At 65.5% G+C, this 26,332-nt stretch carries 30 protein-coding genes and 1 pseudogene; 18 read left to right on the forward strand and 13 right to left on the reverse strand.

Going from position 1 to position 26,332, the window contains the following annotated elements:
* Positions 1-158 precede the first annotated feature (158 nt).
* The 4 genes from Q0743_RS07920 to mgtE form a co-directional block, all read right to left on the reverse strand.
* A complete protein-coding gene (locus Q0743_RS07920) occupies positions 159-1,151 on the reverse strand; it encodes a hypothetical protein (RefSeq protein WP_298241008.1) in 993 nt (330 codons plus the stop codon).
* A 49-nt stretch (positions 1,152-1,200) separates the two neighbouring features.
* Complete coding sequence (locus Q0743_RS07925) at positions 1,201-2,019, reverse strand: aldo/keto reductase (RefSeq protein WP_298241009.1); 819 nt, start codon at positions 2,017-2,019, stop codon at positions 1,201-1,203.
* 171 nt (positions 2,020-2,190) lie between these two features.
* Positions 2,191-2,502, reverse strand: coding sequence for a helix-turn-helix domain-containing protein (locus Q0743_RS07930; protein WP_298241010.1), 312 nt, complete (start codon positions 2,500-2,502; stop codon positions 2,191-2,193).
* A 337-nt stretch (positions 2,503-2,839) separates the two neighbouring features.
* On the reverse strand, positions 2,840-4,261 hold the full coding sequence (gene mgtE, locus Q0743_RS07935; protein ID WP_298241011.1) for a magnesium transporter: 1,422 nt from the start codon (positions 4,259-4,261) through the stop codon (positions 2,840-2,842).
* A gap of 116 nt (positions 4,262-4,377) precedes the next feature.
* Between mgtE and Q0743_RS07940 the strand changes: the two genes are divergently transcribed.
* Together Q0743_RS07940 and Q0743_RS07945 are read left to right on the forward strand one after the other, a co-directional pair.
* Positions 4,378-5,151: a polysaccharide deacetylase family protein gene (locus Q0743_RS07940; RefSeq protein WP_298241162.1), complete on the forward strand. Its 774-nt coding sequence runs from the start codon at positions 4,378-4,380 to the stop codon at positions 5,149-5,151.
* Between the two features lie 179 nt (positions 5,152-5,330).
* A complete protein-coding gene (locus Q0743_RS07945) occupies positions 5,331-6,605 on the forward strand; it encodes a polysaccharide deacetylase family protein (protein ID WP_298241012.1) in 1,275 nt (424 codons plus the stop codon).
* 3 nt (positions 6,606-6,608) lie between these two features.
* Here Q0743_RS07945 and Q0743_RS07950 read toward each other — a convergent pair whose 3' ends face one another.
* Positions 6,609-6,983 carry a hypothetical protein gene (locus Q0743_RS07950; RefSeq protein ID WP_298241013.1) on the reverse strand — a complete coding sequence of 125 codons (375 nt, stop codon included), beginning with the start codon at positions 6,981-6,983 and terminating at the stop codon, positions 6,609-6,611.
* A gap of 288 nt (positions 6,984-7,271) precedes the next feature.
* Here Q0743_RS07950 and Q0743_RS07955 point away from each other — a divergent pair, with 288 nt between their 5' ends.
* Positions 7,272-7,529 (forward strand): hypothetical protein, encoded by a 258-nt coding sequence (locus Q0743_RS07955; protein WP_174719081.1) that lies wholly within the window; start codon positions 7,272-7,274, stop codon positions 7,527-7,529.
* Between the two features lie 21 nt (positions 7,530-7,550).
* On the opposite strand, the gene Q0743_RS07960 is transcribed toward Q0743_RS07955, so the two are convergent.
* The 8 genes and pseudogenes from Q0743_RS07960 to Q0743_RS07995 all read right to left on the reverse strand — a co-directional run bounded on the left by Q0743_RS07960 (position 7,551) and on the right by Q0743_RS07995 (position 12,064).
* Positions 7,551-7,739 carry a hypothetical protein gene (locus Q0743_RS07960; RefSeq protein WP_298241014.1) on the reverse strand — a complete coding sequence of 63 codons (189 nt, stop codon included), beginning with the start codon at positions 7,737-7,739 and terminating at the stop codon, positions 7,551-7,553.
* An 11-nt stretch (positions 7,740-7,750) separates the two neighbouring features.
* Positions 7,751-8,080: a four-helix bundle copper-binding protein gene (locus Q0743_RS07965; RefSeq protein ID WP_298241015.1), complete on the reverse strand. Its 330-nt coding sequence runs from the start codon at positions 8,078-8,080 to the stop codon at positions 7,751-7,753.
* A 115-nt stretch (positions 8,081-8,195) separates the two neighbouring features.
* Positions 8,196-8,453, reverse strand: a pseudogene (locus Q0743_RS07970) (NAD(P)H-dependent oxidoreductase); the annotation flags it as partial.
* 123 nt (positions 8,454-8,576) lie between these two features.
* Entirely contained in the window at positions 8,577-8,777 is a 201-nt protein-coding gene (locus tag Q0743_RS07975; protein ID WP_298241016.1) for a hypothetical protein, read from the reverse strand.
* 2 nt (positions 8,778-8,779) lie between these two features.
* A complete protein-coding gene (locus Q0743_RS07980; RefSeq protein ID WP_298241017.1) occupies positions 8,780-8,986 on the reverse strand; it encodes a hypothetical protein in 207 nt (68 codons plus the stop codon).
* Positions 8,987-9,475: 489 nt separating this feature from the next.
* A complete protein-coding gene (locus tag Q0743_RS07985) occupies positions 9,476-10,282 on the reverse strand; it encodes an N-acyl homoserine lactonase family protein (protein WP_298241018.1) in 807 nt (268 codons plus the stop codon).
* Between the two features lie 11 nt (positions 10,283-10,293).
* Complete coding sequence (locus Q0743_RS07990; protein ID WP_008557256.1) at positions 10,294-10,683, reverse strand: carboxymuconolactone decarboxylase family protein; 390 nt, start codon at positions 10,681-10,683, stop codon at positions 10,294-10,296.
* A gap of 43 nt (positions 10,684-10,726) precedes the next feature.
* Positions 10,727-12,064 carry an MmgE/PrpD family protein gene (locus tag Q0743_RS07995; protein ID WP_298241019.1) on the reverse strand — a complete coding sequence of 446 codons (1,338 nt, stop codon included), beginning with the start codon at positions 12,062-12,064 and terminating at the stop codon, positions 10,727-10,729.
* Between the two features lie 254 nt (positions 12,065-12,318).
* On the opposite strand from Q0743_RS07995, the gene Q0743_RS08000 reads away from it, so the two are divergent.
* From Q0743_RS08000 to Q0743_RS08070, 15 genes are all read left to right on the forward strand, one after another.
* A complete protein-coding gene (locus Q0743_RS08000; protein WP_298241020.1) occupies positions 12,319-13,212 on the forward strand; it encodes an NAD(P)-dependent oxidoreductase in 894 nt (297 codons plus the stop codon).
* Positions 13,213-13,243: 31 nt separating this feature from the next.
* A complete protein-coding gene (locus Q0743_RS08005; RefSeq protein ID WP_298241021.1) occupies positions 13,244-14,638 on the forward strand; it encodes an MmgE/PrpD family protein in 1,395 nt (464 codons plus the stop codon).
* 79 nt (positions 14,639-14,717) lie between these two features.
* Positions 14,718-15,653, forward strand: a complete 936-nt coding sequence (locus Q0743_RS08010; protein WP_298241022.1) for a branched-chain amino acid ABC transporter permease — start codon at positions 14,718-14,720, stop codon at positions 15,651-15,653.
* Complete coding sequence (locus Q0743_RS08015) at positions 15,650-17,425, forward strand: ATP-binding cassette domain-containing protein (protein WP_367184862.1); 1,776 nt, start codon at positions 15,650-15,652, stop codon at positions 17,423-17,425. Before Q0743_RS08010 ends, Q0743_RS08015 begins: the two co-directional genes overlap by 4 nt.
* Positions 17,412-18,119, forward strand: a complete 708-nt coding sequence (locus Q0743_RS08020; RefSeq protein WP_298241023.1) for an ABC transporter ATP-binding protein — start codon at positions 17,412-17,414, stop codon at positions 18,117-18,119. Before Q0743_RS08015 ends, Q0743_RS08020 begins: the two co-directional genes overlap by 14 nt.
* Before the next feature lie 32 nt (positions 18,120-18,151).
* Positions 18,152-19,387: an ABC transporter substrate-binding protein gene (locus tag Q0743_RS08025; protein WP_298241024.1), complete on the forward strand. Its 1,236-nt coding sequence runs from the start codon at positions 18,152-18,154 to the stop codon at positions 19,385-19,387.
* Between the two features lie 33 nt (positions 19,388-19,420).
* Positions 19,421-20,653 carry an ABC transporter substrate-binding protein gene (locus Q0743_RS08030; RefSeq protein ID WP_298241025.1) on the forward strand — a complete coding sequence of 411 codons (1,233 nt, stop codon included), beginning with the start codon at positions 19,421-19,423 and terminating at the stop codon, positions 20,651-20,653.
* Positions 20,654-20,683: 30 nt separating this feature from the next.
* Complete coding sequence (locus Q0743_RS08035; protein WP_298241026.1) at positions 20,684-21,064, forward strand: carboxymuconolactone decarboxylase family protein; 381 nt, start codon at positions 20,684-20,686, stop codon at positions 21,062-21,064.
* 15 nt (positions 21,065-21,079) lie between these two features.
* Positions 21,080-21,850, forward strand: coding sequence for an SDR family oxidoreductase (locus Q0743_RS08040; RefSeq protein WP_298241027.1), 771 nt, complete (start codon positions 21,080-21,082; stop codon positions 21,848-21,850).
* A 25-nt stretch (positions 21,851-21,875) separates the two neighbouring features.
* Complete coding sequence (locus Q0743_RS08045) at positions 21,876-22,616, forward strand: SDR family oxidoreductase (protein ID WP_298241028.1); 741 nt, start codon at positions 21,876-21,878, stop codon at positions 22,614-22,616.
* A 23-nt stretch (positions 22,617-22,639) separates the two neighbouring features.
* Complete coding sequence (locus Q0743_RS08050; protein ID WP_298241029.1) at positions 22,640-23,356, forward strand: GntR family transcriptional regulator; 717 nt, start codon at positions 22,640-22,642, stop codon at positions 23,354-23,356.
* Positions 23,357-23,380: 24 nt separating this feature from the next.
* Positions 23,381-24,355, forward strand: coding sequence for a tripartite tricarboxylate transporter substrate-binding protein (locus Q0743_RS08055; protein ID WP_298241030.1), 975 nt, complete (start codon positions 23,381-23,383; stop codon positions 24,353-24,355).
* 146 nt (positions 24,356-24,501) lie between these two features.
* Positions 24,502-24,873 (forward strand): hypothetical protein, encoded by a 372-nt coding sequence (locus Q0743_RS08060; protein WP_298241031.1) that lies wholly within the window; start codon positions 24,502-24,504, stop codon positions 24,871-24,873.
* Position 24,874: 1 nt separating this feature from the next.
* Positions 24,875-25,441: a DNA-binding protein gene (locus Q0743_RS08065; RefSeq protein WP_298241032.1), complete on the forward strand. Its 567-nt coding sequence runs from the start codon at positions 24,875-24,877 to the stop codon at positions 25,439-25,441.
* Between the two features lie 238 nt (positions 25,442-25,679).
* Entirely contained in the window at positions 25,680-26,309 is a 630-nt protein-coding gene (locus Q0743_RS08070) for a DUF1326 domain-containing protein (RefSeq protein ID WP_298241033.1), read from the forward strand.
* The last annotated feature ends 23 nt before the right edge of the window (positions 26,310-26,332 follow it).

The raw sequence follows: 26,332 nt of genomic DNA on the forward strand, positions 1-26,332 counted from the left end.
GCCCGGCTCGCGATCAAGACGACCTCGAGATCGCCCCTCTTGGTGAGCCGGGATGGCCCACACATACGCCAAAACCGAATTTCGGTAAAGTGGAATATTCTTGCGCGCGTGGATTGACAGAGGCCGACACAGGGCGACGCCCATTCCGTCATCCGGAGCTAGCCTCCGAAATCCCGCGGGCTGAACGGCAGATCCATGATCTTCCATTCCTCGTACAGATTGGGCGGCAGCATCTTGTAGGGCTGGCAGTTCTGGATCGCGCTCATCGCGGACTTCATGAGCGCCACGCCCTTTGCCGACGGCGGGGCCTCGATCAGGATCGGCTCGCGCGCCAGCGTGCCGTCGGTCGCGAACACCGTGCGCAGCTTGATGTGAACGTTGTCGGCAGGGCTCAGTCCGGCGGGCAACTTCGCGCAGCTCCGCAAATGACGGCGCAACTCGGCGACGATCTCGGGCGGCAGCTTGGCTCCGATCGAATCCTTGGCGTCGCCGCCATCGTCCTTGGGAGCGTCCTTCGGCAGCGGCGCCGGCAATTCAGGCGGCAGGCCCAGCATGACGCCGTATTTGACGGTGACGTCAGGCTGCGGCGCCTGATAGGCAGGCGGCGGAGCGGACTGAGGCGGCGGTTGCTGTGCCTGCGGCTGCGGTGGCTGCGGCATCGCCTGAGGTGGCGGTTGCTGCATCGGCTGAGGCTGCTGCGGCGGCGGCTGTTGTTGCGGCGGCTGTTGCGGTGGAGGTTGTTGCGGCTGCGCGTTGGCCTCGCGCGGCTGCGGCGTCTGCGCGGGCTGTGGCTGCTTCTGTTGCGCCGGTTGCTGTGATGCTGGCGGCGAAGCCTGCGGCTTGTCCGCCGGCTTTGGGGCCGGCTCTGCCTTGTCGGTGAAATCAAGCTTCGGCAGCTTCAGCTCGGGCTCCGGCGGCTTCTCCTTGGGCTTTTCCTTGGGTTTTTCCTTGGCCTCCTCCTGGGCTTTCTCTTCTGCCTTGGCCTCCTCCTGCTTCACCTGCTCCGGCGTGACGATATCGACCGTCACTGTCTCCGGCTGCTGGCTGCGAAACGGATGGACTTCGCCGATCACGATGATCAGCGCCACCAGCGTCAGATGCGCGAGCACCGAGGCTGCAATGTCCGTCCGTATGAAGGTCCGCAGTTCCATCGCCTGATCTTGGATTGCCGCCCTGCTGTTAGCATACCGCGGTCTCCCCTCAATCCCATTTCGGGGCGAAGCCGAAATCGGTCAGACGGCCCTTCGGATTGGCGAGCGCGGCGATCTGGTTCATCTCGTCCGCCGACAGCTCGAAATCGAAGATCTCGATGTTTTCGGACAGCCGCTCGATGCGCGAGGTGCGCGGGATCGCAGCGACATTCTGTTGCACCAGCCAGCGCAGGCAGATTTGGGCCGGCGATTTGTGGTGGGCGCGCCCGATCTCGGCCAGCGTCTGGTCGGTCTTGATGCGCCCCTTGGCGATCGGGCTGTAGGCGACGAGGGCAAGGCCATGCTGGTCGCAGGCCGCCCTCACCTTCGCCTGGTCGAGATAAGGATGATATTCGACCTGGTTGCAGACGAGCGGCTCCGGCGACAGCGCCACCGCCTGCTCGAGCAGCGCCACCGTGAAATTGGAGACGCCGATGTGGCGGGTCAGCCCCATCGTCTTCGCACGCGACAACGCGCCCAGCGTTTCCGCCAGCGGCACGTGCGAGTTGGGCCAGTGCAGCAGCAAGAGATCGACGGATGGAAGCCGCAAGCGCGCCAGGCTCTCCTTGACCGAGCGCTCGAGATCATGGGGCGCGAAATGGTTGGTCCAGACCTTGGTGGTGAGGAACACGTCGTCGCGGCGCACGCCCGAGGAACGCAGGCCGTCGCCGATCTCGCGCTCATTGTCGTAGACCTGCGCGGTATCGATGTGGCGGTAGCCGAGCCGCAGCGCCTGCTCGACCACACGCGCGGCGGGCCTTCCGCTCAGCTCCCAGGTCCCGAGCCCGATCGCCGGAATTCTTGCGCCATTGGCCTCGACGAACAGCATGAGGACTCCTCTTCCGTTGCGGCAGCCCCTGACGTCATCAGGCCTCATTATGGACCCGGCCCCTGACGCTGCCAACGGAGGCGGCGGCAGTTCGGCCGGGATATTTGGCGCAGTGCTAACGGGAGGTTCGCGTCCGGCCGCGTCGGCGCGCGACGTCCGGCCCTTGAGGCATCAGGCTTTGGCGAGCGCCTGGAACACGGTATCCGGGGCATGTGCGATCACCGCGAGCAGTGCGCGGGCCGGTCCCCGCGGAGCCCGCTTGCCCTGTTCCCAGTTGCGGATGGTCTCGACGGGAACGCCGAGTTTTGCCGCGAACTCCATCTGGGTCAGGCAGGCGCGGCGGCGCAGATCGCGCACCGCGAGCGATGAGGTCTCGCCGGTCGCGACAGTGGCCGTGGGCTCGACCGCAGACGGCTGGACCGGAAATTCCTGTCCGTCCCGCAACTCAACGACCCGCCCGTCCGCCTTCAGCCGCAACCGCATGTCCAGTCCCCCAAGCGTGGGCGATGATGCGGCAGGTCGCTTAAGGTCGGATTAAAGATGACGGTCTCGTGCCCCGGACGCAGCGCATCGCGCCGCGTTTGCGGCGTCGTGCGCTGTTGAGCCGGGGCCCATCTGGCCGCGGAGTATGCCGCGTGCCGGGTCCCGGTTCTGCGCAGCAACGCGAAGAGCGTTGCAGCGCGCCCGGGACACAGAGCGAGGGCGCCGCTGCCCACCCCGTCATTGCGAGCGCAGCGAAGCAATCCAGACTGCCTCCGCGGAGACAGTCTGGATTGCTTCGTCGCAAGAGCTCCTCGCAATGACGGGGAGAGACCGCCCCCTACCTCAACCCGAACCACAGCGTGGCGATGCCGAGGAAGGAGAAGAACCCGACCACATCCGTCACCGTCGTCACGAACGTCCCCGACGCCACCGCCGGATCGGCCCGGACGCGCTCCAGCGCCATCGGGATCAGGATGCCGCCGAGCGCGCCGGCGACGAGGTTGCAGATGATCGCGAGCCCGATGACGATGCCGAGGCCCGGGATCTTGAACCAGGCCACCGCCGCGATGCCCGTGATCACCGCGAAGGCGAGCCCGTTGACGAGACCGACCAGCGCCTCGCGCATCACCACGCGCCAGGCGTTGGAGGAGCCGAGCTCGCGCGTCGCCAGCGCCCGCACCGCCACCGTCATGGTCTGGGTTGCGGCGTTGCCGCCCTGGCTCGCCACGATCGGCGCCAGCACAGCGAGCGCGACCATCTTCTCGAGCTGGCCCTCGAACAGGCCGAGCACGGAGGATGCCAGGAAGGCGGTGGCGAGATTGACCAGCAGCCAGTTGAACCGGCCGCGCGCAATGGTCAGGAAGGTATCCGACAGCTCTTCGTCGCTGGTGACGCCGCCGAGCGCCTTGAGGTACTCATCCGCCTCCTCCTCGATGACGTCGACGACGTCGTCGACGGTGATGACGCCGACCAGGCGGTCCTGGGTGTCGAGCACCGGGGCTGCGACCAGATTGTACTTGCCGAACATGCGCGCGACCTCTTCCTGGTCCTCCAGGACGGAGACGCGGCGGCGGTCCTCGTCGGTCAGCTCAGTCAGCGCCACCGGCCGACGCGCGCGCAGCAGCACGTCGAGCGGGACCGCGCCCTGCCAGTGCTGGTCCTTGTCGACGACGTAGATCTCGTAGAAGCGGTCGGGCAGATCCGGCGTCTCCCGCATGTAGTCGATCGCCTGCCCCACGGTGAAATCCTGGGGCACCGCGATGAACTCGGTCTGCATCCGGCGGCCCGCGGAATTCTCGGGATACAGCAGGCTGCGCTCGAGCGCGACGCGTTCGCGCAGCGGCAGCTTCTCGAGGATCTCCTCCTGCTCGGCCTGGTCGAGGGTCTCCAGCAGTTCGACCGCGTCGTCGGATTCGAGCTCGCGGACGCCCTCGGCGACCGTCTCCGGCGGCAGCTCGTCCAGGATCTCCTCGCGGACGCCCTCGTCGACCTCGTTCAGCGCGGAGAAGTCGAAGTCGGTCCCGGTCAGCTCGACCAGGCGGACACGGTCGTCGGGCTCGAGAGCGCCGATGAGATCGCCGAGATCGGCCTCGTGCAGCTCGGCGACGCAGGCGCGCAGCGATGCGCTGTCGCCGGCCTCGATCGCATGCGCGATCTCCTCGACGAATTCATGCCTGATTTCGCCGTCTTCATTGCGCATCGGCACGTGGTCGAGTACCGAATCCGCAGCGGTCGGGGCGCCGTCCATATGTTCATCCATGGTGCGCCTCGCCGTTTGACAGGTTGGAACGAGTGGTCTGGGCTGATGGTTCAGGCAATACCCACAAGGCGACTCCAAGCGCAATGACAAAGATGCTTCGACTGAGGTGGACCTCGATGTCGCTGGGCGCGGTGCTTGCGGCCCTTGCCGGCATCGCCTCGACCGATGCCGCCGAGTGTCCACGCAAGGACGCGCTCGGCACCTTCCGCGTGCTGAGCGTCGATGCCAGGACCACGCCGCGCGTCGGCCTGAAGAGCTTTCCGCAGACGCTGCCGCTCGCCGATCGCGAGGTCGTGCTGACCTTCGACGACGGGCCTTATCCGCCGACGACCTCGAAGGTGCTGGCGGCGCTGGCACAGGAATGCGTGCGCGCGACCTTCTTCCTGATCGGCCTGCACGCCTCCCAGTATCCCGACATGGTCAAGCGCATCGCCCGCGAAGGCCACACCATCGGCCACCACACCTTCTCGCATCCGTTCATGGCACGGATCCCGTTCGAGAAGGCCAGGAGCGAGATCGACCGCGGCATTTCGGCGGTCGAGACGGCGCTGCACGGGGTCTCAACCACGACGCCCTCGACGCCGTTCTTCCGCTTCCCCTATTTCGAGGCCACCCAGGCCGAGCTCGATCTGCTCCAGTCGCGCGGCATCGTCGTGTTCGGGGCCGATCTGTGGGCCAGCGACTGGAACGAGATGACGCCGGAGCAGGAGCTGAAGCTCGTCACCGAGCGCCTCGCGGCCAGCGGCAAGGGCATCGTCCTCTTCCACGACCCCAAGGCCCGCACCGCCGCGATCATGCCGGCCTTCCTGCGCTATTTGCGCGAGAACGGCTACCGGATCGTCCACATCGTACCGTCGGGCACGTCACAGAAGAACGCCGACGCGCGCTGATGCCGGAATGTCACGCCTGACCAAAATGGGGTGATTTGGGCCCTATTAACACTCTGTTCATGCTACGCCCTGCAAATGGACGGGGACTTTGTCTCGGGAAAGGCCCTTGGCGCCTGAACCGTTTCCTGATGTCTCCGACCTACTATGGCGGCAATCGCATATGAGGGCAGACCGGGTTCATGATCGGAAGTAGCGTTGTTTTGCGGACGCGATCGTGGATCGTCCTTTGCCTCGGTGGTTTCCTCGGATGTTCGGTCCTGGGAGCGCCGGCAGCGCGCGCGGCCGACTGTCCGGGCCATCCGGATGCGCTCGGGACGTCCCGCACCCTCGTGGTCGATCCGCGCGAGCATCCGCGCATCGGCACCATGCAGTACCGCGAGACGCTGCCGCTGAAGGATCATGAAGTCGTCCTGACCTTCGATGACGGTCCCTTGCCGAAATATTCCAACCAGGTCCTCAAGATGCTCGACGACGAGTGCATCAAGGCGACCTTCTTCATCATCGGCAGCCAGGCCAAGGCGAACCCGGAGGGCGTGCGCAAGCTGGTGGCGGCGGGGCACACTGTCGGCACCCACAGCATGAACCATCCGCTGACCTTCGACCGGATGGGGATCGAGAAATTCGAGCCCGAGATCAACGGCGGCATCGAGTGGACTTCGGCCGCGATGACCGATCCGTCAAAACTCGCGCCGTTCTTCCGCATTCCCGGCCTGATGCGCGCCGAGGGCGTCGAGAACTATCTGATCTCGCGCGGCATCCAGGTCTGGAGCGCCGACTTCCCGGCCGACGATTGGCGCCACGTGTCGTCCGACCGCGTCTATCAGCTCGCGATCCAGCGCCTGGAGGCCAAGGGCAAGGGCATCCTGCTACTGCACGACATCCAGGCCCGCACGGTGGCGGCGCTGCCGAAGATCATCCGCGACCTGAAGGCGCGCGGCTATCGCATCGTTCATGTGGTGCCGGCGACCGCCGACCGGCCGGCGACGCCGACCACGCCGGTGGAATGGCTGCTGCATCCGCCGACCGAGACCGTGCCGATCGCGCGCTGGCCGCGTGTCCCGAACTTCGTGTTCACGCAGACCAGGACGCTTCCGGCGCCCTCGCTCGCCGACCTCAATGCGCAGACCGAGCATCAGCCGCTGCTGCCGCGCCGGACCAAGGGCCAGATGGATATCGCATCCACCCTGCCCGTGCCCGGCAGCGCTCTCTTTGCGATCCCTGAAGGCTCGGTTGAGGTGCTGCTGTCGACGACGTTGTCGCGGCGCTCCGCAACGCGGCTGGCGATGGCGGCCGAGACGCCGCATGCGACCAGAGGCAAGACCGCAAAGGGCAAGGCCGCCAGGCTCCAGGCTCGGCACGCGCATGCGGCTCCGGCCGCACCGAAGCATGCCGCGCAGGCCAAGAGCGGTACGCCGCGCCCGACCCGCGTCGCCAGTCTGAAGAAGCGCGCTTAGCCCCTATTGCCGCATGATCGCGGCGACGCAGAGCAGCACGATCAGCGCGAGGAAGAACAGGTCCATGTAGGACTTGAGCTCGCCGTCGCGCCGCAGCCGGGCGACATCGGCGACGACCTGCTTGCGCGCGTTCGTGCCTCCGGAGCCGTCGTTGATCGGGCCCTGCAGGCGCCTCGTCTCGGCTTCGAGCTTCTCGATCTTCTGGAAAAAGTAGAACGCGCGGAGCGTCGAGACCGCGCGCATCGCGGCATAGACCAGCACCAGGATCGCCAGGATCGCCCGGTTCGGATATTTCTCCATGAAGTTCAGGCTGAAATAGACCACCGCCATGAACGCGAAGTTGGTGAAGAAGCGGTAGACGAAGCTGAGAAAAACCATGCTGGCTCGAGCCTTGAGAGAGAGCGCAACCGGGATCGTGTTGCGACATGCGGGATCGGGGGAACCAGACCGGAACGGCCGGCTGGGGTGCCGTGCAGGCCCGTCTATGCCAACTTTGTTTCAACAAAGATACTGCAAGTCGCCGCCTTTTAGCCACACGCCGCCATAATGCAAGCCGGACGACGGCCTTCGCCCTGCCCCCGCGCAGCGCACCCGCAACGGCTCAATGGCGATCTGGCGGAAGTCGCGATAGACTATCGCCGTGCCGCCACATCCGGGGTCTTGCCGATGCCGAAGAAGGGAATCACCGGCCACGACGAATGGGTTCTGACCGAGGCCCTCGCGACCGCGCTGGTCGCGCTGGAGCAGCTCGAACCCAAGCACCAGCCGAACGCGCATATGGACGACATCCGCAAGATGCTCTCGAGCGGCAAGGAGCCGGCGGCGGTGAGCCTGCATCTCGCCCAGGCCAAATGCCGCCTGTTTCCCGACCTCGACCCGCTGGAGATCTACCGGGAGTACGGCATCGGTGAGGAATATGGCTGACGCGACGGGCAGCGATCGCGCCTAAGGCCCGCCCGCCACCGATCCCGCGATCACCATGACCAGCGCGCCGAGGTCGATCCTGCCATTGACGGTCAGCTCCTCCGAGCTGCCCGCATCCCTGGCGCCGTCGACCTTGAGCGCTTGCGGCCGGTTGGCAGCCTGCCGCTGCAGCTCGCCGACGATGGCTTGCTTGAGTTTCTCTTCCAGCATGGGCTGCTCCTTCAGGCCGCCATCGCGCGGCAGGATTGTGCGCAGGAGCGGCACATGGCGACGCATTCGTCCATGCCGCCGACGCGTTCACAGTCCGCGGCGCATTCGGTACAGATTTCGGCGCACTCGCCGCAGGTATGCCGGTGGTGCGGGGTGTTGATCAGCATGAAATGCGCGGCCGTCCGGCATATCTCGGCGCAGGCCATCATCAGGCGGAAGTGTTTTGGCTCGACGTGCTTGCCGCCGGTCTCGAGGCAGTGGTTCATCGCGGTGCCGAGGCAGGTCTGGTAGCAGCTCATGCAGAGCGCGATGCAGCGGGTCATGTCTTCCGATTGCGCCATCCGTTCTCTCCTGTTGCGCATCGCCCCGCTCAACCAAGGCGGGGCAGCGCGCTTCGTTCCTGCGGCGAACGATCTCCGCCGACGATCAGGCAATCGAACCGCGAGGGTGTCATTTGAAATGACGGCCGGCGAGATGGCGCGGATAGGGCCAGCCCTTCAGCTCCATCGCCTTGGCTTCAACGGCCTTCTTGCCGTGCGTCGAGGTCGGATCGGGATTGCCGCCATCGGCGCAGACCATGCGGTCCATCATCGCCTTGAGGCCGGACGGCACATTGTATCAGTTCACCGGCGTCACGATCAGGATACCGTGAGCGGCAACCCAGAGCGGGTAGATCTCGTTCATCCAGTCGTGGGTCTTTGTAACGGCGTTCGAACGCCTCGCGCGAAAGCTTGACGGGCGGCATCCCCTTGCGAATTTCGACGTCCGTCATGCTGGCTCCCGGCAAAATCGGTCTCGTCCGACCAACCCGGGGCGTTGCGCGCGGTTCCTCAACCCTTACTGGCGAGCGACTTCCTGCGGCAGATCGAACCGGGCGATCCGCTGGTCCAGCCGCCACAGCTCGATGCGGTGGACCAGCACGAGCGCGGCGGCTTTGCGCTTGGCCTGCTCGTCATCGTCACAGACGATGTTGACGCACCCGAACACGTGCCCGTCCGGATCGATCTGGAACGCGCGATAGTGCTTGATGCTCGGCATGATCATTCGCCTCGTCTCGGGCTGACAGGTGCACTGAGCCAGTCGGTCAGGTTCGACGTCACTTCGTTCTGCTTGGCACGGCGCAGCAGCAGCTCACGCTCCTGGCCGGGCGGCAGGCTGAGTGCCCGCTCGCGGGCTCTTTCGGCAAAGGCGGCCAATCGCTCCTGGAGCGACTGGGTCTGTTTCTTGCGGTTGCGTCTGGCGGTCATGGGGCCTTCATCGTGGTTTGGAATGGACGGAAGGGCAGCGAGCGCCCAACAATGCTCGCAGCTTCCGCCGCCACGGACGGTTCCAGCATTTCAATAAGTTAACGCTGCGCGATTTTGCGCAAGCGACAGCCTCGCCCGAGTGGATCCATCGCTCTCGCGCAGCAAGTCATCGCACGACGAGGACACAAAAGCGGTCGCGGCGTAACCTCAGTTAAATTAGTCAGCGGCCCAAAGTGCAAATCTGCGAAAGTCGAGGGCGCAGCTTGGACTGGCACGAAGCGCGAACTGCGCTGCTGGAAATGGCCGCCGGGCGCGAAGACGTTCTGCATGTCGATGCAGAGATGAACGGCCTGCCTGATCCCGGCCGCTTCCGAGGCGCTGTCCCTCATCGTCCTCCACCGTCACACCCGCTCGATTGCGAATGCGGCGGCGAAGGCTTCGGTTCCGAACCAAAGCGGCACCCAGAGATCCGGAACTCGCCATGCGCGGCTACGCCGGCATTGCGGCCGGCGGCACGTCGAGGCGTACCGCGATGCCATCGAGGTCCGGGCATGGCGCGGGGTAGAGCTTCATGACCAGCGGATCATGGCCGGGAACGATGTGGTCCGCGTCAGGCGCTGCGGCGCGCAGCTTGTCGAAGCCGACCAGCATGTCGCCGACATGGAACGCCGTCGTGAACGGGCGCTCGCTGGCCATGTTCTCGTAGAAATGGCTGACATCGGAGGCGAGCACGACAGGGCCGCGGCGGGTGTTGACGCGGACGAATTGCAGGCCGGCGGAATGTCCGCCCGCCGCATGGACCGTCAGCCCGGGCGCGATCTCGGCATCGCCGTCATAGAACAGCACCCGGCGGGCGTAGTTCAGCCGCACGATGCCGCAGATGTCCTCGACCTCGAAGGAATGCGACAGCCTCGGATATTGCATGTAGCGGCCGGTGGCATAGGCGAGCTCGCGCTCCTGGAGATGAAACCGCGCGTTCGGAAACCGGTCGAAATTGCCGGCATGGTCGTAGTGCAGATGCGTGAGGATCACATCCTTGACCTCGGCAGGGTCGATATCGAACGCGCGAAGCGTCTCCACTGGACAGCGCAGGAACTCCCGCCTGCGCTGCCGGGCAATCTCCGCGTTGAATCCGGTGTCGACGACAAAGGTGCGCCCGCCTCCCCGCGCCAGCCACATGAAATAGTCCATCGGCATCGGCCCGTCATGCGGGTCGCCGCCGATGAAGTGCTCGCTCCGCTGCGCATCGCGCGTCGCGTAGCGGATGGCGAAGAGCTCGTAGTCGGGGTCAGCCATTGGACTGGCGCTCAGGAACCGGCCGCGTCGACCTCGTTGAAGGCCTCGCGCGCATTGCGGAAGGCGTCGATGCCGGCGGGCACGCCGCAATAGACCGCGACCTGGAGCAGGATCTCCTTGATCTCCTCCTTGGTCAGCCCGTTCTTCAGCGCGCCCTTGACATGCAGCTTCAATTCGTGCGGCCGGTTCAGCGCGCCGAGCATCGCCAGATTGACGATGGAGCGTGTGCGTCGATCGACGCCGGGCCGCGTCCACAAGGCGCCCCAGCAGAATTCGGTCGACCATTCCGCCATCGTGCGCGTGAACTCGTCGGCGCCCGCAATCGACTTGTTGACATAGTCCTCGCCGAGCACCTCTTTACGAACCTTGAGGCCCTTTTCGAACAGTTCGGTCTTGCTCATGATCGTCCCTTTCAGGTCTTGAGAGTTGCTGGTTGGCGGTTGTTCAGCGCGAGGCCAATGGCGGCCGCAGCGATTGCAGGAGATTGCCGAAATCATCCGCCGCCTCGAGCCGCCAGACGGCCTCGATGACGCGGTCCGCATCCCAATCGCTGCGACCTGTGCGGATGCCGTCGCGCAACTTCGCTTCGATATCGCGGTCCGACAGCGGCGCAGCCTGGCTGCCGCGCGGCGACGTGACGGTTTCCGTGAGCACATCGCCGGAGACCAGGCGCAAGCTGACGCGCGCGGCGCCGTCGGGCATTCCGCAGTCGAGCTCCGCCCTCACCTTCTGCCGCAGCCGCGCGATATCGGGCCGAACCACGGTCTCCTGCTCGAACTCGGTCACGCCGGCCGCGCCGAGCAAGAGGCCGCACGCCGCGCAATGATGAATGCTGACGCGCGCATCGCGCGCGTTGTTGACGGGGCGGTCGCCGCGGGCGAGCAGCAAGGCGGAGCCCTGCACCATCACCTGCTCGATCTGGTCGACGCGTGCAGCGATCCGCTCGCGCAGCAGAAGACCGGCATCGATCACCGCATGGAACACGATGCCGGCCGGATATGGCTTGTAGGTATTCTCAGCAATCTCCCAGGTCTCGCCGAGACCTTCGAACAGCCGTGCGTGATCGAGTTCAGCTCCCATGGTGCGGGCCCAGCCGAGCGGGCCTTCGATGGCGCGGGGGGCTGCCTCGAAGCCCTGCTGCGCCAGCAGCGCGGCGAACAATCCGTTCCGCGCCGCGTTGCCGACGCTGACATTCTTGGCGGCACTGGGCAGGTTCTCGACATTGCCGGCCGACTGGCTCGCCGCAATTCCGATGGCGTTCGCAATCCCCTCCGCCGGCAGGCCGAGCAGCTTCGCGCACGCTGCCGCCGCGCCGAAAATCCCGCAGGTCGAGGTGATGTGCCAGCCGCGCGCATAGTGGCGCGGCGATACCGCGTTGCCGATCCGGCACTCGACATCCACGCCGAGGATGAAGGCCGTCAGCACCTCGCGCCCCGTCGTCCTGCGCGTCTCCGCCAGCGCCAGCACGGCCGCGGCGACGGGCGCCGCGGGGTGAATGATCGTATCGGGGTGGGTGTCGTCGAAGTCGAGCAGGTTCGCCGAGACGGCATTGAGAAACGCAGCGCACATCGCATCCATGCGTTCGGAATGGCCGATGACCGTCGACGTCGCGGCGCCGCTGAACGGCGCCAAGGTGCGCATCGCGGCCATCACGACCGGATCGCGCGCGGAGAGAAGCGCCGTCGCAAAGAAATTGAGGATGGAGCGCCGCGCCTCGAGGCTCTGCGCCTGCATGTCTGCCCATGACGACGCCGCGACGAAGTCGGCGAGCGTCCTGCTCACGCTTGGAATCGGGTCTTGCGGCACGCGGGGCGTCTTCCTCGTTTGTTCGGACCTTATGACGATCCGCGGCAAACTGTCGACCCCAAATGTTATGCTTGACAGCTTGTCTGACAATCATAACAATCCCGACTACTGGCGCGGGTTCCCCTCGCCGCGACGATTGCGGCCGACACGGCCTGCGATCGACACGAGATCAACGACCACAAGATCAAGAAGGCGCGCCCGTTGCGGGACCGCGCGACAGGGAGTGAACGATGGCGGGAGAAACGCTCGGCGTGATCGGCACGGGCCGCATGGGCGGTCCCATGGCGGGACGATTGATGGACGCGGGCTATTCGCTCGTCATCTATGACACGCAGGCCGAGGCCACCCAACCGCTCGTCAAGCGCGGCGCGCTGCTCGGCAAATCGCCCGCCGACGTCGCCTCTCGCGCCGACATCGTGCTCGCCAGTCTGCCGACGCCCGACATCGTCAAGGCGGTCACGCTCGGCCAGGACGGCATCAGCAGCGGCAATCGCGCGAAGATCGTGGTCGACCTGTCGACCTCGGGGCCCGGCGCGGCAAAGCTCGTCGCCGAAGGCCTGAAGGCCAAGGGCATGACGCTGGTCGATGCGCCCGTGAGCGGCGGCATCAAGGGCGCGGTCAACGGCACCCTGGCCGTGATGGTCTCGTGCCCGCAGGCGACCTTTGAGACCGTGCAGCCGATCCTGAAGAACTTCGGCAAGCTGTTCTACACCGGCGACAAGCCCGGCGTGGCGCAGACCGCCAAGCTCGCCAACAATCTGATGGCGGCCGCAGCCCTCGTGATCACCTCGGAAGCCGTCGCCATGGGCGTCAAGGGCGGCGTCAACGCCAAGGTGCTGATCGACATCATCAACGCCTCGAGCGGCCGCAACAGCGCCTCCGAGGACAAATTCCCGCGCGCGGTGCTGCCCGGCACGTTCGATTTCGGCTTCACCACCGGCCTCTCCTACAAGGACGTCCGCCTCTGCGTGGACGAGGCCGAGGCCATGGGCGTGCCGATGGTCTGCGGCGCCGTGGTGCGGCAGATGCTTGCGATCACCAACGCCAAATACGGCGCCTCGTCCGACTTCACCTCGATCGCGAAAGTGCTCGAGGAGTGGGCGGGCGTGGAGATGCGCGGCTAAGCGCACGAACGTTCAGGGAGAGCGACCCGCGATGACGATCGGCCCGACCGGATCAGGCAAGATATCGCTCGCGCGCCAGATGGCGCGGAGCGTGCTTGCGCGCGATCTCGGTGATTTCGGGCCTGACGTCGTCGCAAAGGCAAAACTCTGCTTGCTCGACTTCCTGTCCTGCGCCTTCGAGGCGGCCCATCATCCCTGGAGCCGCCAGGCGGTCGCGATTGCGCAAGGCGGCGGCAGTGCGACGATCGTCGGAACGTCGCAGCTCTCCTCGCCTGCTGATGCGGCCTTCGCCAATGCCGTCATGGGGCATGGCCTCGTGCGCGAAGACATGCACGCCGCCAGCATCGCGCACCACGGCGTCGTGATCTGGCCGGCGCTGCTCGCGCTGTCGGAGCAGGCGCCGCTGCGCGGGGACAGGCTGCTCGCGGCCGCCATCATCGGCTACGAGACCGGCGCGCGGATCGGCCGCGCGCTGCTGACCTCCGACCTCGCGCGCCTCTATCGCCCGACCGGCCTCGTGGCCCCTCCGGGCGCGGCGCTCGCGGGAAGCTTTGCGCTTGGGCTGTCCGAGGACCAGGCCACCAGCGCCATCGCGATCGCGGCCAACACCTCAAGCGGGCTCAATGAATGGCCGCATGCCGGCGGCTCCGACATGTATTTCCATCCCGGTTTTGCCGCCAGCAACGCGATCAAGGCGATCGGCCTTGCCGCGGCCGGCGCGTTCGGCTCGGAGACGATCCTCGAAGGCGAAGCCGGCCTGTTCGCCGCCTACCGCCGCCAGGCGGCGCCCGAGAGCATCGTGCTGTTTCCGGACGGCGAATGCGAGATCATGGCCGTCTACAACAAGCCGGTCCCCGCCTGCAATTTCGCGCAGACAGCGGCCCAGGCGGCGCTTCGCGTCTCGCACGAGCTCGCCAGCACCGAGGCGATCGACCGCGTGGTCATCCGCGCGCCCGATGCCGCGGTGCGTTATCCCGGCTGCGACTCCATGGGCCCCTATCGGAACGCGCTCCAGGCCAAGATGAGCATTCCGTTCAGTGTTGCGGCGACGCTGGCCCGGGGGGACATCGAGGAAGACAACTACGCCGAGCTCGACGACGCCGACATCATTCGTCTCGTCGCGGTCACCGACCTCGAGGCCGATGCCAGTTTCACGGCCGCCTTCCCGGGCAAGCAGGGTGCGGAGGTGGCCGTGCGGCTGCGTGACGGCCGGACCATCCGGCACACTTTGCCCGACGTCGTCGCGGCAACGCCGTCAGATATCCGCACACGCTTTCGCAGCGCGGCCGCCGCAGTTCTCGGTGCGGACCGCGGCTGCCTGCTCGAGCAACTCATCGACGATTGCGAGCGGCTCGGCAATGCCGGCGACATCGCCGCGCAGTGCCGCCTGAACGCAACCGAACGGGCTTTACGATCGGCATCATAAGAAGTGCCGGAGAGTATGGGGGAAACATGGTCGACTGGGAGACCAGCCTAGAATCGCCGGCTGCGCGGAGGCAGGGCTGATGGAAGGATTCTTTCAAGCGCTCGCCGCGGGCCTTCTGATCGGCGCCGTCTACGGCCTGATGTGCGTCGGGCTCGGCCTGATCTTCGGCGTCATGCGCGTCATCAACTTCGCCCATGGCGATTTCATGATGCTCGGCATGTACACCGCCTTCTATCTCTTCACCGCTGCCGGCGTTCAGGCGGTGTTCGGCAACACAGTCGGGCCGTTCGTCGCCATCCTGCTGGCCGGGCCCGTGCTCGCCGTGTTCGGCTATTTCGTGCACCGGACGCTGATCTCGCACGTATCAGGCACGCGCACCGCCTCGCTCGAAGGCGAAGGCCATTACGCCCAGCTCATCCTCACGCTCGGCATCGCGCTGATCCTGCAGAACGGCGGCCTCATCGTGTTCGGCTCGGTGCTGGCCTCGATCCGCACGCCGCTGTCGAGCTCGGCCTGGGAGCTCGGCCCCTTCTTCGACATGAGCGTCTTCCTCAACAAGGCACGCAGCATCGACGCGGTCGTCTCGCTGGTGATGATGATCCTGCTCTCGCTCCTGATCACGCGCACCCGGATCGGAAAATCGCTGCGTGCCGCTGCGGACAATCCGACCGCCGCGACCTATATGGGCATCGACGTCGACCGCGCGCACCGCACCGCCTTCGCGCTCGGCTGCGGCATCACGGCGATTGCCGGCGGGCTGCTCGCCACCAACTACCCGTTCCACCCCTTCGTCGGCCTCGAATACGTCATCGTCATGTATGCCGGCGTCGTGCTCGGCGGCATGGGCAGCATCATCGGCGCGTTCTGGGGCGGCATGACGATCGGCCTCGTGCAGCAGATGTCGACGCTGATCCTGCCGACGCAATTGCAGAACGCGGCGATCTTCGCCGTCTTCCTCCTCATCATCTTCTTCCGTCCGCAAGGCTTCTTCGGGCGCATGGTCGAGAGGACATGACCATGTTGCGGATGCGATCCTTGCTGCCTCCCCTGCTCTTCACGCTCGCCTATGCGGTCGTGTCGCTCGGCGTCACCAACTCCTACTACCAGCTCATCCTGACGCTGGTGCCGGTGTGGGCGGTGTTCGGGCTGTCCTGGAATCTGCTCAGCGGCTATACCGGCCTGATCTCGTTCGGCCACGCCGCCTTCTTCGGCATCGGCGCCTATGCGACCGCGCTCGGCCAGATCTATTTCGACATCTCGCCCTGGCTGCTGATCCCGGTTGCGGCCATGCTCGGCGGCATCGCCGGGCTCCTGATCGGGTTTCCGACCTTCCGCCTGCAGGGCCATTACTTCGCGCTGGCGATGCTCGCCTACCCGCTCGCCATCCTCTACGTGTTCGAGTGGCTTGGCTTCCAGGAGGTGACGCTTCCGATCAAGCGCGACGCGCCCATCGCCTACATGCAATTCGCCGATCCCCGCTTCTACACCCTGCTGGGGCTCGCCATCATGCTCGCCACCATCGTGCTGACGCAAATGATCGAGCGGTCCCGCTTCGGCATGGCGCTGCTCGCGATCAAGCAGAACGAAGCCGCGGCCGAGGCCGCCGGAATCAACACGCTGGCCTGGAAGCTGCGCGCGATCACCCTGAGCGGGGCGATCGCAGCCGCCATCGGCGGGTTCTACGCACAGGTGCTGCTGGTCGTGACGCCGCAATCGGTGTTCGGCATGCTGGTGTCGGCGCAGGCGCTGACGGTCGCGATGTTCGGCGGCGTCGGCACGGTGTGGGGGCCGGTGATCGGCTCGGTGATCCTGATCCCCCTCGCCGAGATCCTGCACGCCGAAGCCGGCGCACGCATTCCCGGCATTCAGGGTGTGATCTTCGGCATTGCCATCGTCTGCGTCATCCTGATGGCGCCGGAAGGATTGTTCTGGAAGCTGCGCGATCTCGTGCGCAAGCGAAGCGCGAAGGCGACGACCGACGTTCCGCCGGAAGCAGCCGCCGCCAATGTCACGACGCTGAAGCCCGCGGCGCGGCAGCGCGCCGCCAAGGGCGAAGTCATGCTCGAGGTGAAGAACCTCTCGCGTTCGTTCGGCGGCCTCAAGGCCGTGCAGGACGTCAGCTTCAAGCTGCACAAGAACGAGATCCTCGGCATCATCGGCCCCAACGGCGCCGGCAAGACCACGCTGTTCAATCTGCTCAACGGCTTCCTGAAGCCGAGTCAGGGCGAGGTGCTGATCGACGGCCGCAACATGTCGGGCCAGCGGCCTCACGTGATCTGTGAGGCCGGCATCGGCCGCACCTTCCAGGTGATGCGGCCGTTCCTGCGCATGTCGATTCTCGACAATGTCGTGGTCGGCGCCTATGTGCGGGCGCGCTCCGACGACGAGGCGCGCAAGATGGCGGCCGATGCGGTCGTCCGCGTCGGGCTTTCCGCCGTCGCCGACCGTGTCGCCGGCGAGCTCTCCACCAAGGAGCTGCGGCTGATGGAGCTGGCCCGCGCGATCGCCGGCCAGCCGCGCATCCTGCTGCTCGACGAGACGCTCGCGGGCCTCGGCCACGGCGAAGCCGACGAGGTCGTCGCCGTGATCCAACAGCTCGCGCGCGACGGCATGACCATCGCCATCATCGAGCACACCATGCAGGCCATGGTCCGCCTGGTCGACAGCTTCCTCGTGCTCGACCACGGCGCCGTCATCACCGAGGGCCTGCCCGAGGTGGTGACGCGCGACAGCCGCGTGATCGAGGCCTATCTCGGCAAGAAGTGGGTGGGCCATGCTGCGAATTGAGGGATTGAGCGCGGGCTATTCGGCCAAGCCCGTCCTGAACGACGTCTCGATCGACGTCGGTGCAGGCCAGTTCGTCGCGATCGTCGGCCCCAACGGGGCCGGCAAGACCACGCTGTTCAAGACCATCTCCGGCATCGTCAAGCCGAGCGGCGGCACGATCATTTTCGACGGCGTCGACCTGCTCGCGGTGCCGCCGCCACAGCGCGCCCATCTCGGCATCGCCCACGTTCCGGAGGGACGCCAGGTCTTCCCGTCCCTGACCGTGATGGAAAACCTGGAAATGGGCGCGATGACCGAGAGCGGCCGCCGCGACTGGCAGGCCAACATCGAGCGCATCTTCGAATGGCTGCCGGTGCTGAAGGAGCGCCGCAACCAGTTCGCGGGCACGATGTCCGGCGGCCAGCAACAGATGCTCGCGATCGGCCGCGGCCTCGCCTCCTCACCGAAGCTGTTGATGCTCGACGAGCCCTCGATGGGCCTCGCGCCCTCGACTGCGGACTTCATCTTCGAGCGGCTGATCGAGATCCGGCGCCAGTCCGGGCTGACCATGCTGCTGGTCGAGCAGCGCGTCGCAGAGGCGCTGGAATCGGCCGATCACGGCTACGTCCTCGAAGCCGGCCATGTCGTGCTTCAAGGCAACAACGCCACGCTGCGCGCCGACGACCGCGTGCGGAAGGCCTATCTCGGCATGTGACCAACATAAGAACAAAGATCAGGGAGAACAGAATGAACAAGATTTCAAAGGGATTGAGTCGCCGCACCGTGCTGTCGGGCGCCGCCGCCGTCGGCCTCGCCGGCGTGGCGCGCGCGCAGGCCCCGGCAGAGATCAAGGTCGGGCTGATCGTGCCGCTGTCGGGCATCTACACCCGTCCCGGCCAGGTGATGAAGATGGGCGCCGAGATGGGCATCGAGCACATCAACGCGCAAGGCGGCATCAAGGCGCTCGGCGGCGCCAAGCTCAAGCTCGTCGTAATCGACTGCGGCGACACCACCGAGAAGGCCAAGAACGCCGCCCAGCGCATGGTGGCGCAGGAGCCCGACCTCGTCGCCGCCACCGGCGCCTACCTCTCCTCCTTCACGCTCGCGGTCACCGAGGTGACCGAGCGCGCCGAGCTGCCGGTGCTGACGCTGTCCTATTCGGACCTGCTGACCGATCGCGGCTTCAAATACATCTTCCAGACCGCGGCGACCGCAAGCCGCCAGTCCGAGCTCGGCCTGCCGACGCTGATGAAGCTCGCCGAGAACGCCTCGGGCAAGAAGCCGAAGACCGTGGCGATGCTGATGGACAACACCGCAACCTCGGTCGCGACCGCCAAGGCGCTGAAGGAAAAGCTGTTCGCGCAGGAAGGCCTCCAGCTCGTGGTCGAGGAAGTCTGGACCCCGCCGCTGTCGGATGCGACGCCGCTGATCCAGAAGGTTCGCTCGGCCAAGCCCGACCTGTTGCTGTTCATGCCGAATGCGGTGTCGGACGCCAAGCTCGGCCTCGAGAAGATCAGCGAGTTCGGCCTCGGTCAGGGCAAGATCCCGACCGTGTCCTTCAGCATCACCATTGCCGAGCCCGACATGCTGCAGAGCGTGAGCCCGGAGACGGTGCAAGGCATCATGACCATCGTCGCCAATTGGGGCTCGAAAGGCCATGAGGCGCTGATCGCCGAGCTCAAGGCCAAATACAAGGAGCCCTGGATGACACAGAACGTCATCTCGACCTATGGCGACATGTGGCTGATGAAAGAAGCGCTGGAGAAAGCCGGCAAGGCCGATCGTAACGCGGTCGCGCAGGCCTTCCGCACCATGGATGCCGGTCCGTCGAAATACTATCCGGGCGGCCAGCTCAAATTTGACGAAAAGGGCCGCCGCGTCGGCGCCGGCGTCGTCATCGTGCAATGGCAATCGGGCGTGCCAGTCACCGTTTACCCGCCCGAGCTCGCGCAGGCGCAGCCGTTCTGGCCGAAGAAATCCTGACAGCGTCGCGCAATTTTTGGGGAGGAGATTGTCATGACTGCAAAGAGCAAGATCACGCGGCGAACCCTGCTGGCCGGCGCATCCGGCACCCTGATCGCATCCCGCGCGGCCTGGGCGCAGCAGCCGTCGGAGGTGAAGGTCGGCCTGCTGGTGCCGATCTCCGGGCTCTACGCCCGTCCGGGAACGGTGATGCGCGAAGGCGCCGAGATGGCGATCGACCACATCAACACGCAAGGCGGCGTCAAGGCGCTCGGCGGCGCCAAGCTGAAGCTCGTCGTGCTCGATTCCGGCGATACCACCGAGAAAGCCAAGAACGCGGCGCAGCGCATGGTGGCGCAGGAGACCGATCTGGTCGCGGCCAGCGGCGCCTATCTCTCCTCGTTCACCCTCGCGGTGACCGAGGTGACCGAGCGCGCAAACCTGCCGATGCTCACCCTTTCCTACTCCGACCTGATCACCGAGCGCGGATTCAAATACGTGTTCCAGACCGCGGCCACCGCGGGTTCGCAGGCACGGCAAGCATTGCCCCAGATCATCAAGCTGGCGGAGACGGCCTCGGGCAAGCGGCCGAAGACGGTCGCGATCCTCACCGACAACACGGGAGCCTCGATTGCCTCCGCCAAGGCGATGCGGGAGGGACTGCTGGCTGAGAACCAGCTGCAGCTGATCGTGGACGAGACCTTCACGCCGCCGCTCGCCGACGCGACGTCGCTGGTGCAGAAGATCCGTTCGGCGAAGCCCGATTTGCTGTTCTTCCTGCCGACGGTGATCTCGGACGCCAAGCTGCTGCTGGAGAAGATGAACGAGTTCGGCCTCGGCCAGGGCAAGATACCGACGATCTCGTTCGGCATCGCCATCGCCGAGCCGGACATGCTGCAGACCGTCAGCCCGGAACTGCTCCAGGGCGTGCTGACCTGCGTCGCAAGCTGGGGCGCCAAGGGCCACGAGGCGCTGATCGCCGAATTGAAGACCCGCTACAAGGAGCCGTGGATGACGCAGAACGCGATCTCCACCTATGGCGACATGTGGGTGATCAAGGACGCGCTGGAGAAAGCCGGCAAGGCCGATCGCGTCGCCGTCGGCGAAGCGTTGCGCACCATGGATGGCGGTCCTTCGAAATATTACCCGCTGGGCGAAATCAAGTTCGACGAGAAAGGCCGCCGTGTCGGCGCCGGCATGACCATCGTGCAATGGCAGGCCGGCGTGCCGGTGACGGTGTTCCCGCCCGAGCTCGCGCTGGCAAAACCGTTCTGGCCGAAGAGCTGACATCCGCCCCAACAAGAAACGGAGACCACAATGGACAAGGCGACCTACGACCGCGGCCTCGAGATTCGCAAGAGCGTGCTTGGGAACGAGTTCGTCGACAAGGCGATCGCATCCGCGGACGAGTTCAACCGCCCGATGCAGGACCTGACCACGGAATATTGCTGGGGTTACGTCTGGGGCCGCGAAGGCCTGACGCGAAAGACGCGCAGCTTCCTCAATCTGGCGATGCTCTGCGCGCTCAACCGACCGCACGAGCTGAAGACCCATGTCCGCGGCGCGCTCGCCAATGGTGCGACCAAGGAGGAAATTCGCGAGGTCTTCATGCAGGTCGCGATCTATTGCGGCGTGCCGGCCGGCGTCGATGCCTTCCGCAATGCGAAGGAAGTCTTCGCCGAGCTCGACAGGACGTAGCGGAGCGTGGCTGCGATGAAGGGCAGATGGGCACTCGTGACCGGCGCAACCGCGGGCCTTGGCTTCGGCATCGCGGAAGGCCTCGCCGGTGCCGGCGCCAACATTGTCCTTCACGATCTCGTCGCGCCGAAGCAGGCCGCTGATGATCTCCGCGCCCGCTTCGGCGTCGAGGTCGTCGCGGCCGGCGTCGATCTGTCCCGGCGCGAGTCCATCGAGGCCATGATGGCGGACCTGCTCGACCGCTGCGGCGCTATCGACATTCTCGTCAACAACGCGGTCGTCAGGCATTTTTCGGCGATCGAGCAGTTTCCGCCCGACCGCTGGAACGACGCGCTGGCCGTCAATGTGTCGGCGCCGTTCCACCTCATCCGCCTGGCGCTGCCGGCAATGAAGCAGCGCGGCTGGGGCCGGATCATCAATCTGGGCTCGATCTATTCCAGCCGCGCGGTCGAGGACCGCATCGACTACGTCACCACCAAGACGGCGCTTCTGGGCATGACCCGCGCCGTCGCCATCGAGACGGCGCGCAGCGGCATCACCTGCAACACGCTCTGCCCCGGCACGCTGCCGACGCCCGCCATCCTGAACAAGATCGCGACGATGGCCGAGGCCAGCGGCCGTCCCGTCGCGGACGTGACGCGCGACTATCTCGGCGAGCGACAGCCAACGCAGCGCTTCATCGAGCTGGAGGCGGTCGCGGCCATGGTCGTCTTCCTCTGCGGTCCGGCCGCAAACGACATCACCGGCGCCAGCCTGCCGATCGACGGAGGCTGGTCAGTGGCATGAGAACATCGGAAATGGGAGTGCTGCGATGACTGAACGATCAGGCCAGACCGTCGTACTGACCGGTGCTGCCGGCGGCATGGGACGCGCCATCACCAAGGCGCTGCTGGACAGCGGCCGCCGTGTCGTGCTGGTCGACCGCGACGCCAAGGCGCTTGAAGCGCTGGCGGCAACAGCAGGCGATGCGGTGTTTCCGATCCGGCTCGACGTCAGCGACGCCAAGGCCGTCGATCGCCTGCCCGATGCCATTCCCGGTCATTTCAAGCCGGTCGACGTTCTCATCAACAATGCCGGGCACGACATCGGCGGCCGGACGCGCTTCGACATCGGCGCGGCGGACGACTGGTCCAACATCATCCAGACCAATCTGATCGGCCTGATGCGCGTCACGCGGGCGATCCTGCCCGGCATGGTCCAGCGCAATGCCGGCCATGTCGTCAACATCAGCTCCATCAACGCGGTGCGGATCGTGCCCGACATGGCGGCCTACAGCACCAGCAAGGCGGGCGTGCACATGTTCACCGAGACCCTGCGGGGCGAGCTGGCGGACACCGCGATCCGGGTCACCGAGCTGCAGCCGGGCCTGACCCGGACCAACATCATCCTAACCCGCTACCGCGGCGATCAGCAGAAGGAAAAGGAGTATTTCGACCAGTTCAGGATGGCGCTCGATCCGGCCGATATCGCGCGGTCGATCGTCTTCGCCCTTGACCAGCCCGCCCACGTTCAAATTGCCGAAATGATGATTCTGCCTGTAAACCGGTACTGATTTTTCCCAACCAGGACCAGGACATGGAAAGACGCCGTGAATTGCAGTCGACACTCCGCATCGAGGACGTCCCGACCGTCCGGGCGATGGTGGCGCAGAAGCTGCGCGAGGCGATCATGTCCGGAACGCTGAAGCCGGGCCAGCGCCTGGTCGAGCGCGAGCTCTGCGAGATGATGGGCGTCAGCCGCCCCTCGATCCGCGAAGCGCTGCGAGCGCTCGAGGCCGATGGGCTGGTCAATACGGTGCCGCACCGCGGCCCCGTGGTGTCCACAATCAGCCTCGATGAAGCGCGGCAGCTCTACGCGGCGCGCGCGGTGCTCGAAGGTTTTGCCGGCCGCGAATGCGCCAGGCTGCACGATCCCGAGGTCGCGCGCCGGATCGGGGAAGCGCTGACGCGGTTGAAGGCGGCCGCAGCCAAGCAGGATCTCGTCGGCAGCCTCGAAGCCAAGACCGATTTCTACGCGGCGCTGATCGGCGGCTGCCGCAATGCCTTCATCGAGCGCATGCTCAAGCCGCTGCACGACCGCATCCAGCTGCTGCGGATCACCTCGATGTCGCAGCCGAAGCGGATCAACAAGAGCCTGCGCGAGGTCACCGCGATCTGGCGCGCGATCCAGAACGGTGATCCTGACCTCGCCGAGCGTTGCTGCGTCGACCACATCAACGCAGCTGCGGTGGCCGCGCTCGACATGATCGAAAAATCGTCGGCAGCCAAGGAGGCGGCGCCTTCCGACGACTAGAACAATGCCGCCAGGGAGTGTTCGATGAAGTTTCTCGTACGATCGCTGTTCCTGCTGCTTCTGCTCTGCCCTCGCCACCCGGCGATCGCGGACGACTACCCCGCCCGCCCGGTCACGGTCATCGTGCCGTTCTCTGCCGGCGGTCCCGGCGACGTCATCGCGCGGATCCTCGGCAGCGCCATGAGCGCGACGCTGAAACAGTCCGTCGTCATCGAGAATGTCGTCGGCGCCGGCGGCACCCTCGGCACCAACCGCGTCGCCAAGGCGGCTCCCGACGGCTACACCTTGCTGCTGATGCATGTCGGCCAGGCCACCGCCCCTGCCCTCTATGCCAAGCTGCCGTTCGACCCCGTCGGCGATTTCGCCACGATCGGGCTCGTCACCGACGTGCCGATGATCCTGGTGGCGCGGCCGAACTTTCCCGCCAAGAATCTCGGCGAGCTGATCACGCAGATCCGCAGCGCCGGCGACAAGATCACCTTCGGCAATGTCGGCCTCGGCTCGGCCTCCCAGCTCTGCGGCCTGATGTTCATGAGCGCGACCGATACCAAGCTCACGCCAATCTACTACAAAGGCGGCGGACCGGCGCTGAACGACGTCATCGCCGGCCACATCGACGTCTATTGCGATCCCGCGACCGGACCGACGCCTTATATCCAGTCGAACACGATCAAGGGCTATGCGATCACCAGCAAGAAACGCGTGGCGACGCTGCCTGACGTGCCGACGTCGACCGAGGCCGGCGTTCCCGCATTCGACGTGACGACGTGGTATGGTCTCTACGCACCGAAGGGCACGCCGAAGCCCGTGGTCGACCATCTCGTCAGCGCGCTGCAGACGGCGCTGAAGGACCCCGCCTTGATCAGCCGCTTTGCCGAGCTCAGCATGGCACCGGTCGAGCCCGAGCGCGCCACGCCGGAGGCGCTGGAATCTTTCCTGAAAGCCGAGATCGTCAAATGGGCGCGGATCATCAAGGCCGCCGGAATCGAGCCGCAATAGGCGCCGGCATCAAACCACAGAGCTAAGAGCGATCCGAAGGGGCGCACGGCGTTCGTCGAACAGGGCGCCGCCACCGCACGTGTCTCGAAATTCGGGAACCGCCATGTTAGACAAAAGTAGATTTTGTCCAACATGGGTAACTTGCCATGACGAAGGGATCAGCAAGCAAATCCCCAACGCGCCAGGGCAAGCGAGCGGCTGGCGCGACCAAGGGTAGCTCGGGGCAGAAGGCTCTTCATCGGGAGGCAACGACGAGCCGGCTTGTCGTGAGCAAGGCGCGTTTCGAGGCGGTTATGCGAGCTGCGGAAAGGTCGGGCCTCCTGAGCAAAAAAGGCGGCCGTATCGGCGGCAGGGTGAGCTTGGCCTTGGTGAGGCAGGCCAAACAGCAGACAGGCATCAAGACGGATACAGACTTGATCGAGTTTGCCCTGGCGACGGTCGCGCTCGAGGACAACTTCGCAGAAGCGTTCAAGGAGTCTCGCGCCAAGGTCGACCCGAAGCTGAAGCTCGGCTTTTAGGGTGGCGGAGTTGGATTTCGACGCTGCCCGGCGGTGGGCGCGCTTCGATCCGCGACGAACCCTGGCACGACGAAGCGACTACGAGCTGCCGTTCGTCGATCCGAATTCGATCGGTGGACAAGGACTCCTGCTCGAGACTTCCGTGTACATCGATCAGATGCAGGGTCGCTCGCCGAGTCTCCTGGACGATCTGATCGCGCAGCGACAGGTCAATCATTCGACTGTCACCATCCAGGAACTGATGCACACGGTCGGCGTATTGGATCCATCCGACGCGCGAACCGCGAGTGTTATCGAAGTGATCGGCAAGCAGATCAGAGCAATGCCGCCACATCGCATCTTTGCGCCGGACACCGAGGTCCTCGGACGCGGTGCGCTGTTGTCGGGGATACTCTGCCGTCTCCAAGGCTACGAGAAGGACGCCAAGCTTCGCGCGCTCCAGGATTGCGTGCTATTCCTTCAAGCGCAAAAGCTGGGACTAGTTGTCCTGACCGCGAACGTCGGCGACTACGATATTCTGCTTCAGCTCATCCCAGCAGGACGTGCGCTGTTCTATCGCGCGAAATGAATTCAGCTTGGATCGGCGATGCAATCAGGATGAATCGTCGTCGCGTTTCTGGTTGCTGCTTAAGCGTGATCTTCTCGGAAAATCGCCGCTCACCTTTCCGGATCATGCCTTGTCTCGCCTTCTTCGACATATTTCGGTTATCGAAACGGCTTGCGGCGCCGTCCGACGAGGCGTAGCTTTCAACTCTACGTAGCTCATTCGAAAGCTTCTATCGGGTTCGGCCAGGCGGGAGAAAGCAATGGCGGATGTCCCATGGCACCTTTCCGGTGATTATTTCGAGAATTGCAGCTGCAGCATCGTGTGTCCCTGCCTGGTGTCGGCGGCGCCCCCGTTGACCGCGCGACCGACCGAGGGGTTCTGCAACGTACCGCTGATCTTCCACATCGAGAGCGGCCGCTATGGCGACATCGCGCTCGATGGATTGAACGTGCTCGTCATCCTCCAAGCGCCCGGGGTCATGGCAGACGGAGACTGGTCGGTGGCCGCCTATATCGATCAGCGCGCCGATGACGAACAGACCGAGGCGCTGGCTGCGATCTTCACCGGCGGTGCCGGCGGTCCGATGGCCGCGTTCTCGCCGCTGATCAGCAAGAACCTCGGGGTGCGCAAGGTCCCGATCACGTTCCGGATCGAAGGCAAGACGCGCTCCGCGGAAATCCCTGGCATCCTGCACATGTCCGTTGATGCGTTGCCGACCATGCACCCGAGCGGCGAAATGTGGGTGAACATCGGCCATCCGGTCAGTCCCGATGCCATGGTGATTGCGGTCGGCGCCCCCGGCAATACGTTCAGCGATCACGGCATGCGCTGGGATAATTCCGGCAAGAACGGCCTCTATGCGCCGATCCGCTGGTCGAACCAGGCTTGATGCAACTCCTGATACCGGCCCTG

The sequence above is a fragment of the uncultured Bradyrhizobium sp. genome (assembly GCF_936943645.1).
Lineage (GTDB): Bacteria > Pseudomonadota > Alphaproteobacteria > Rhizobiales > Xanthobacteraceae > Bradyrhizobium.

Bases quoted from the DNA above. Each gene is read 5' to 3' on its own strand.
- Q0743_RS08020 (WP_298241023.1), top strand. From the start codon at position 17,412: ATGCTGCGAATTGAGGGATTGAGCGCGGGCTATTCGGCCAAGCCCGTC.
- Q0743_RS08060 (WP_298241031.1), top strand. From the start codon at position 24,502: ATGACGAAGGGATCAGCAAGCAAATCCCCAACGCGCCAGGGCAAGCGA.
- Q0743_RS08005 (WP_298241021.1), top strand. From the start codon at position 13,244: ATGACGATCGGCCCGACCGGATCAGGCAAGATATCGCTCGCGCGCCAG.
- Q0743_RS08055 (WP_298241030.1), top strand. From the start codon at position 23,381: ATGAAGTTTCTCGTACGATCGCTGTTCCTGCTGCTTCTGCTCTGCCCT.
- Q0743_RS08030 (WP_298241025.1), top strand. From the start codon at position 19,421: ATGACTGCAAAGAGCAAGATCACGCGGCGAACCCTGCTGGCCGGCGCA.
- Q0743_RS07975 (WP_298241016.1), bottom strand. From the start codon at position 8,777: ATGCCGAGCATCAAGCACTATCGCGCGTTCCAGATCGATCCGGACGGG.
- Q0743_RS07920 (WP_298241008.1), bottom strand. From the start codon at position 1,151: ATGGAACTGCGGACCTTCATACGGACGGACATTGCAGCCTCGGTGCTC.
- Q0743_RS07940 (WP_298241162.1), top strand. From the start codon at position 4,378: ATGTCGCTGGGCGCGGTGCTTGCGGCCCTTGCCGGCATCGCCTCGACC.
- Q0743_RS08000 (WP_298241020.1), top strand. From the start codon at position 12,319: ATGGCGGGAGAAACGCTCGGCGTGATCGGCACGGGCCGCATGGGCGGT.
- Q0743_RS07945 (WP_298241012.1), top strand. From the start codon at position 5,331: ATGATCGGAAGTAGCGTTGTTTTGCGGACGCGATCGTGGATCGTCCTT.
- Q0743_RS07925 (WP_298241009.1), bottom strand. From the start codon at position 2,019: ATGCTGTTCGTCGAGGCCAATGGCGCAAGAATTCCGGCGATCGGGCTC.
- Q0743_RS07965 (WP_298241015.1), bottom strand. From the start codon at position 8,080: ATGGCGCAATCGGAAGACATGACCCGCTGCATCGCGCTCTGCATGAGC.
- Q0743_RS07950 (WP_298241013.1), bottom strand. From the start codon at position 6,983: ATGGTTTTTCTCAGCTTCGTCTACCGCTTCTTCACCAACTTCGCGTTC.
- Q0743_RS08025 (WP_298241024.1), top strand. From the start codon at position 18,152: ATGAACAAGATTTCAAAGGGATTGAGTCGCCGCACCGTGCTGTCGGGC.
- Q0743_RS08070 (WP_298241033.1), top strand. From the start codon at position 25,680: ATGGCGGATGTCCCATGGCACCTTTCCGGTGATTATTTCGAGAATTGC.
- Q0743_RS08015 (WP_367184862.1), top strand. From the start codon at position 15,650: ATGACCATGTTGCGGATGCGATCCTTGCTGCCTCCCCTGCTCTTCACG.
- Q0743_RS07955 (WP_174719081.1), top strand. From the start codon at position 7,272: ATGCCGAAGAAGGGAATCACCGGCCACGACGAATGGGTTCTGACCGAG.
- Q0743_RS08040 (WP_298241027.1), top strand. From the start codon at position 21,080: ATGAAGGGCAGATGGGCACTCGTGACCGGCGCAACCGCGGGCCTTGGC.
- Q0743_RS08050 (WP_298241029.1), top strand. From the start codon at position 22,640: ATGGAAAGACGCCGTGAATTGCAGTCGACACTCCGCATCGAGGACGTC.
- Q0743_RS07990 (WP_008557256.1), bottom strand. From the start codon at position 10,683: ATGAGCAAGACCGAACTGTTCGAAAAGGGCCTCAAGGTTCGTAAAGAG.
- Q0743_RS07930 (WP_298241010.1), bottom strand. From the start codon at position 2,502: ATGCGGTTGCGGCTGAAGGCGGACGGGCGGGTCGTTGAGTTGCGGGAC.
- Q0743_RS07985 (WP_298241018.1), bottom strand. From the start codon at position 10,282: ATGGCTGACCCCGACTACGAGCTCTTCGCCATCCGCTACGCGACGCGC.
- Q0743_RS07980 (WP_298241017.1), bottom strand. From the start codon at position 8,986: ATGACCGCCAGACGCAACCGCAAGAAACAGACCCAGTCGCTCCAGGAG.
- Q0743_RS08035 (WP_298241026.1), top strand. From the start codon at position 20,684: ATGGACAAGGCGACCTACGACCGCGGCCTCGAGATTCGCAAGAGCGTG.
- Q0743_RS07960 (WP_298241014.1), bottom strand. From the start codon at position 7,739: ATGCTGGAAGAGAAACTCAAGCAAGCCATCGTCGGCGAGCTGCAGCGG.
- mgtE (WP_298241011.1), bottom strand. From the start codon at position 4,261: ATGGATGAACATATGGACGGCGCCCCGACCGCTGCGGATTCGGTACTC.
- Q0743_RS08010 (WP_298241022.1), top strand. From the start codon at position 14,718: ATGGAAGGATTCTTTCAAGCGCTCGCCGCGGGCCTTCTGATCGGCGCC.
- Q0743_RS08045 (WP_298241028.1), top strand. From the start codon at position 21,876: ATGACTGAACGATCAGGCCAGACCGTCGTACTGACCGGTGCTGCCGGC.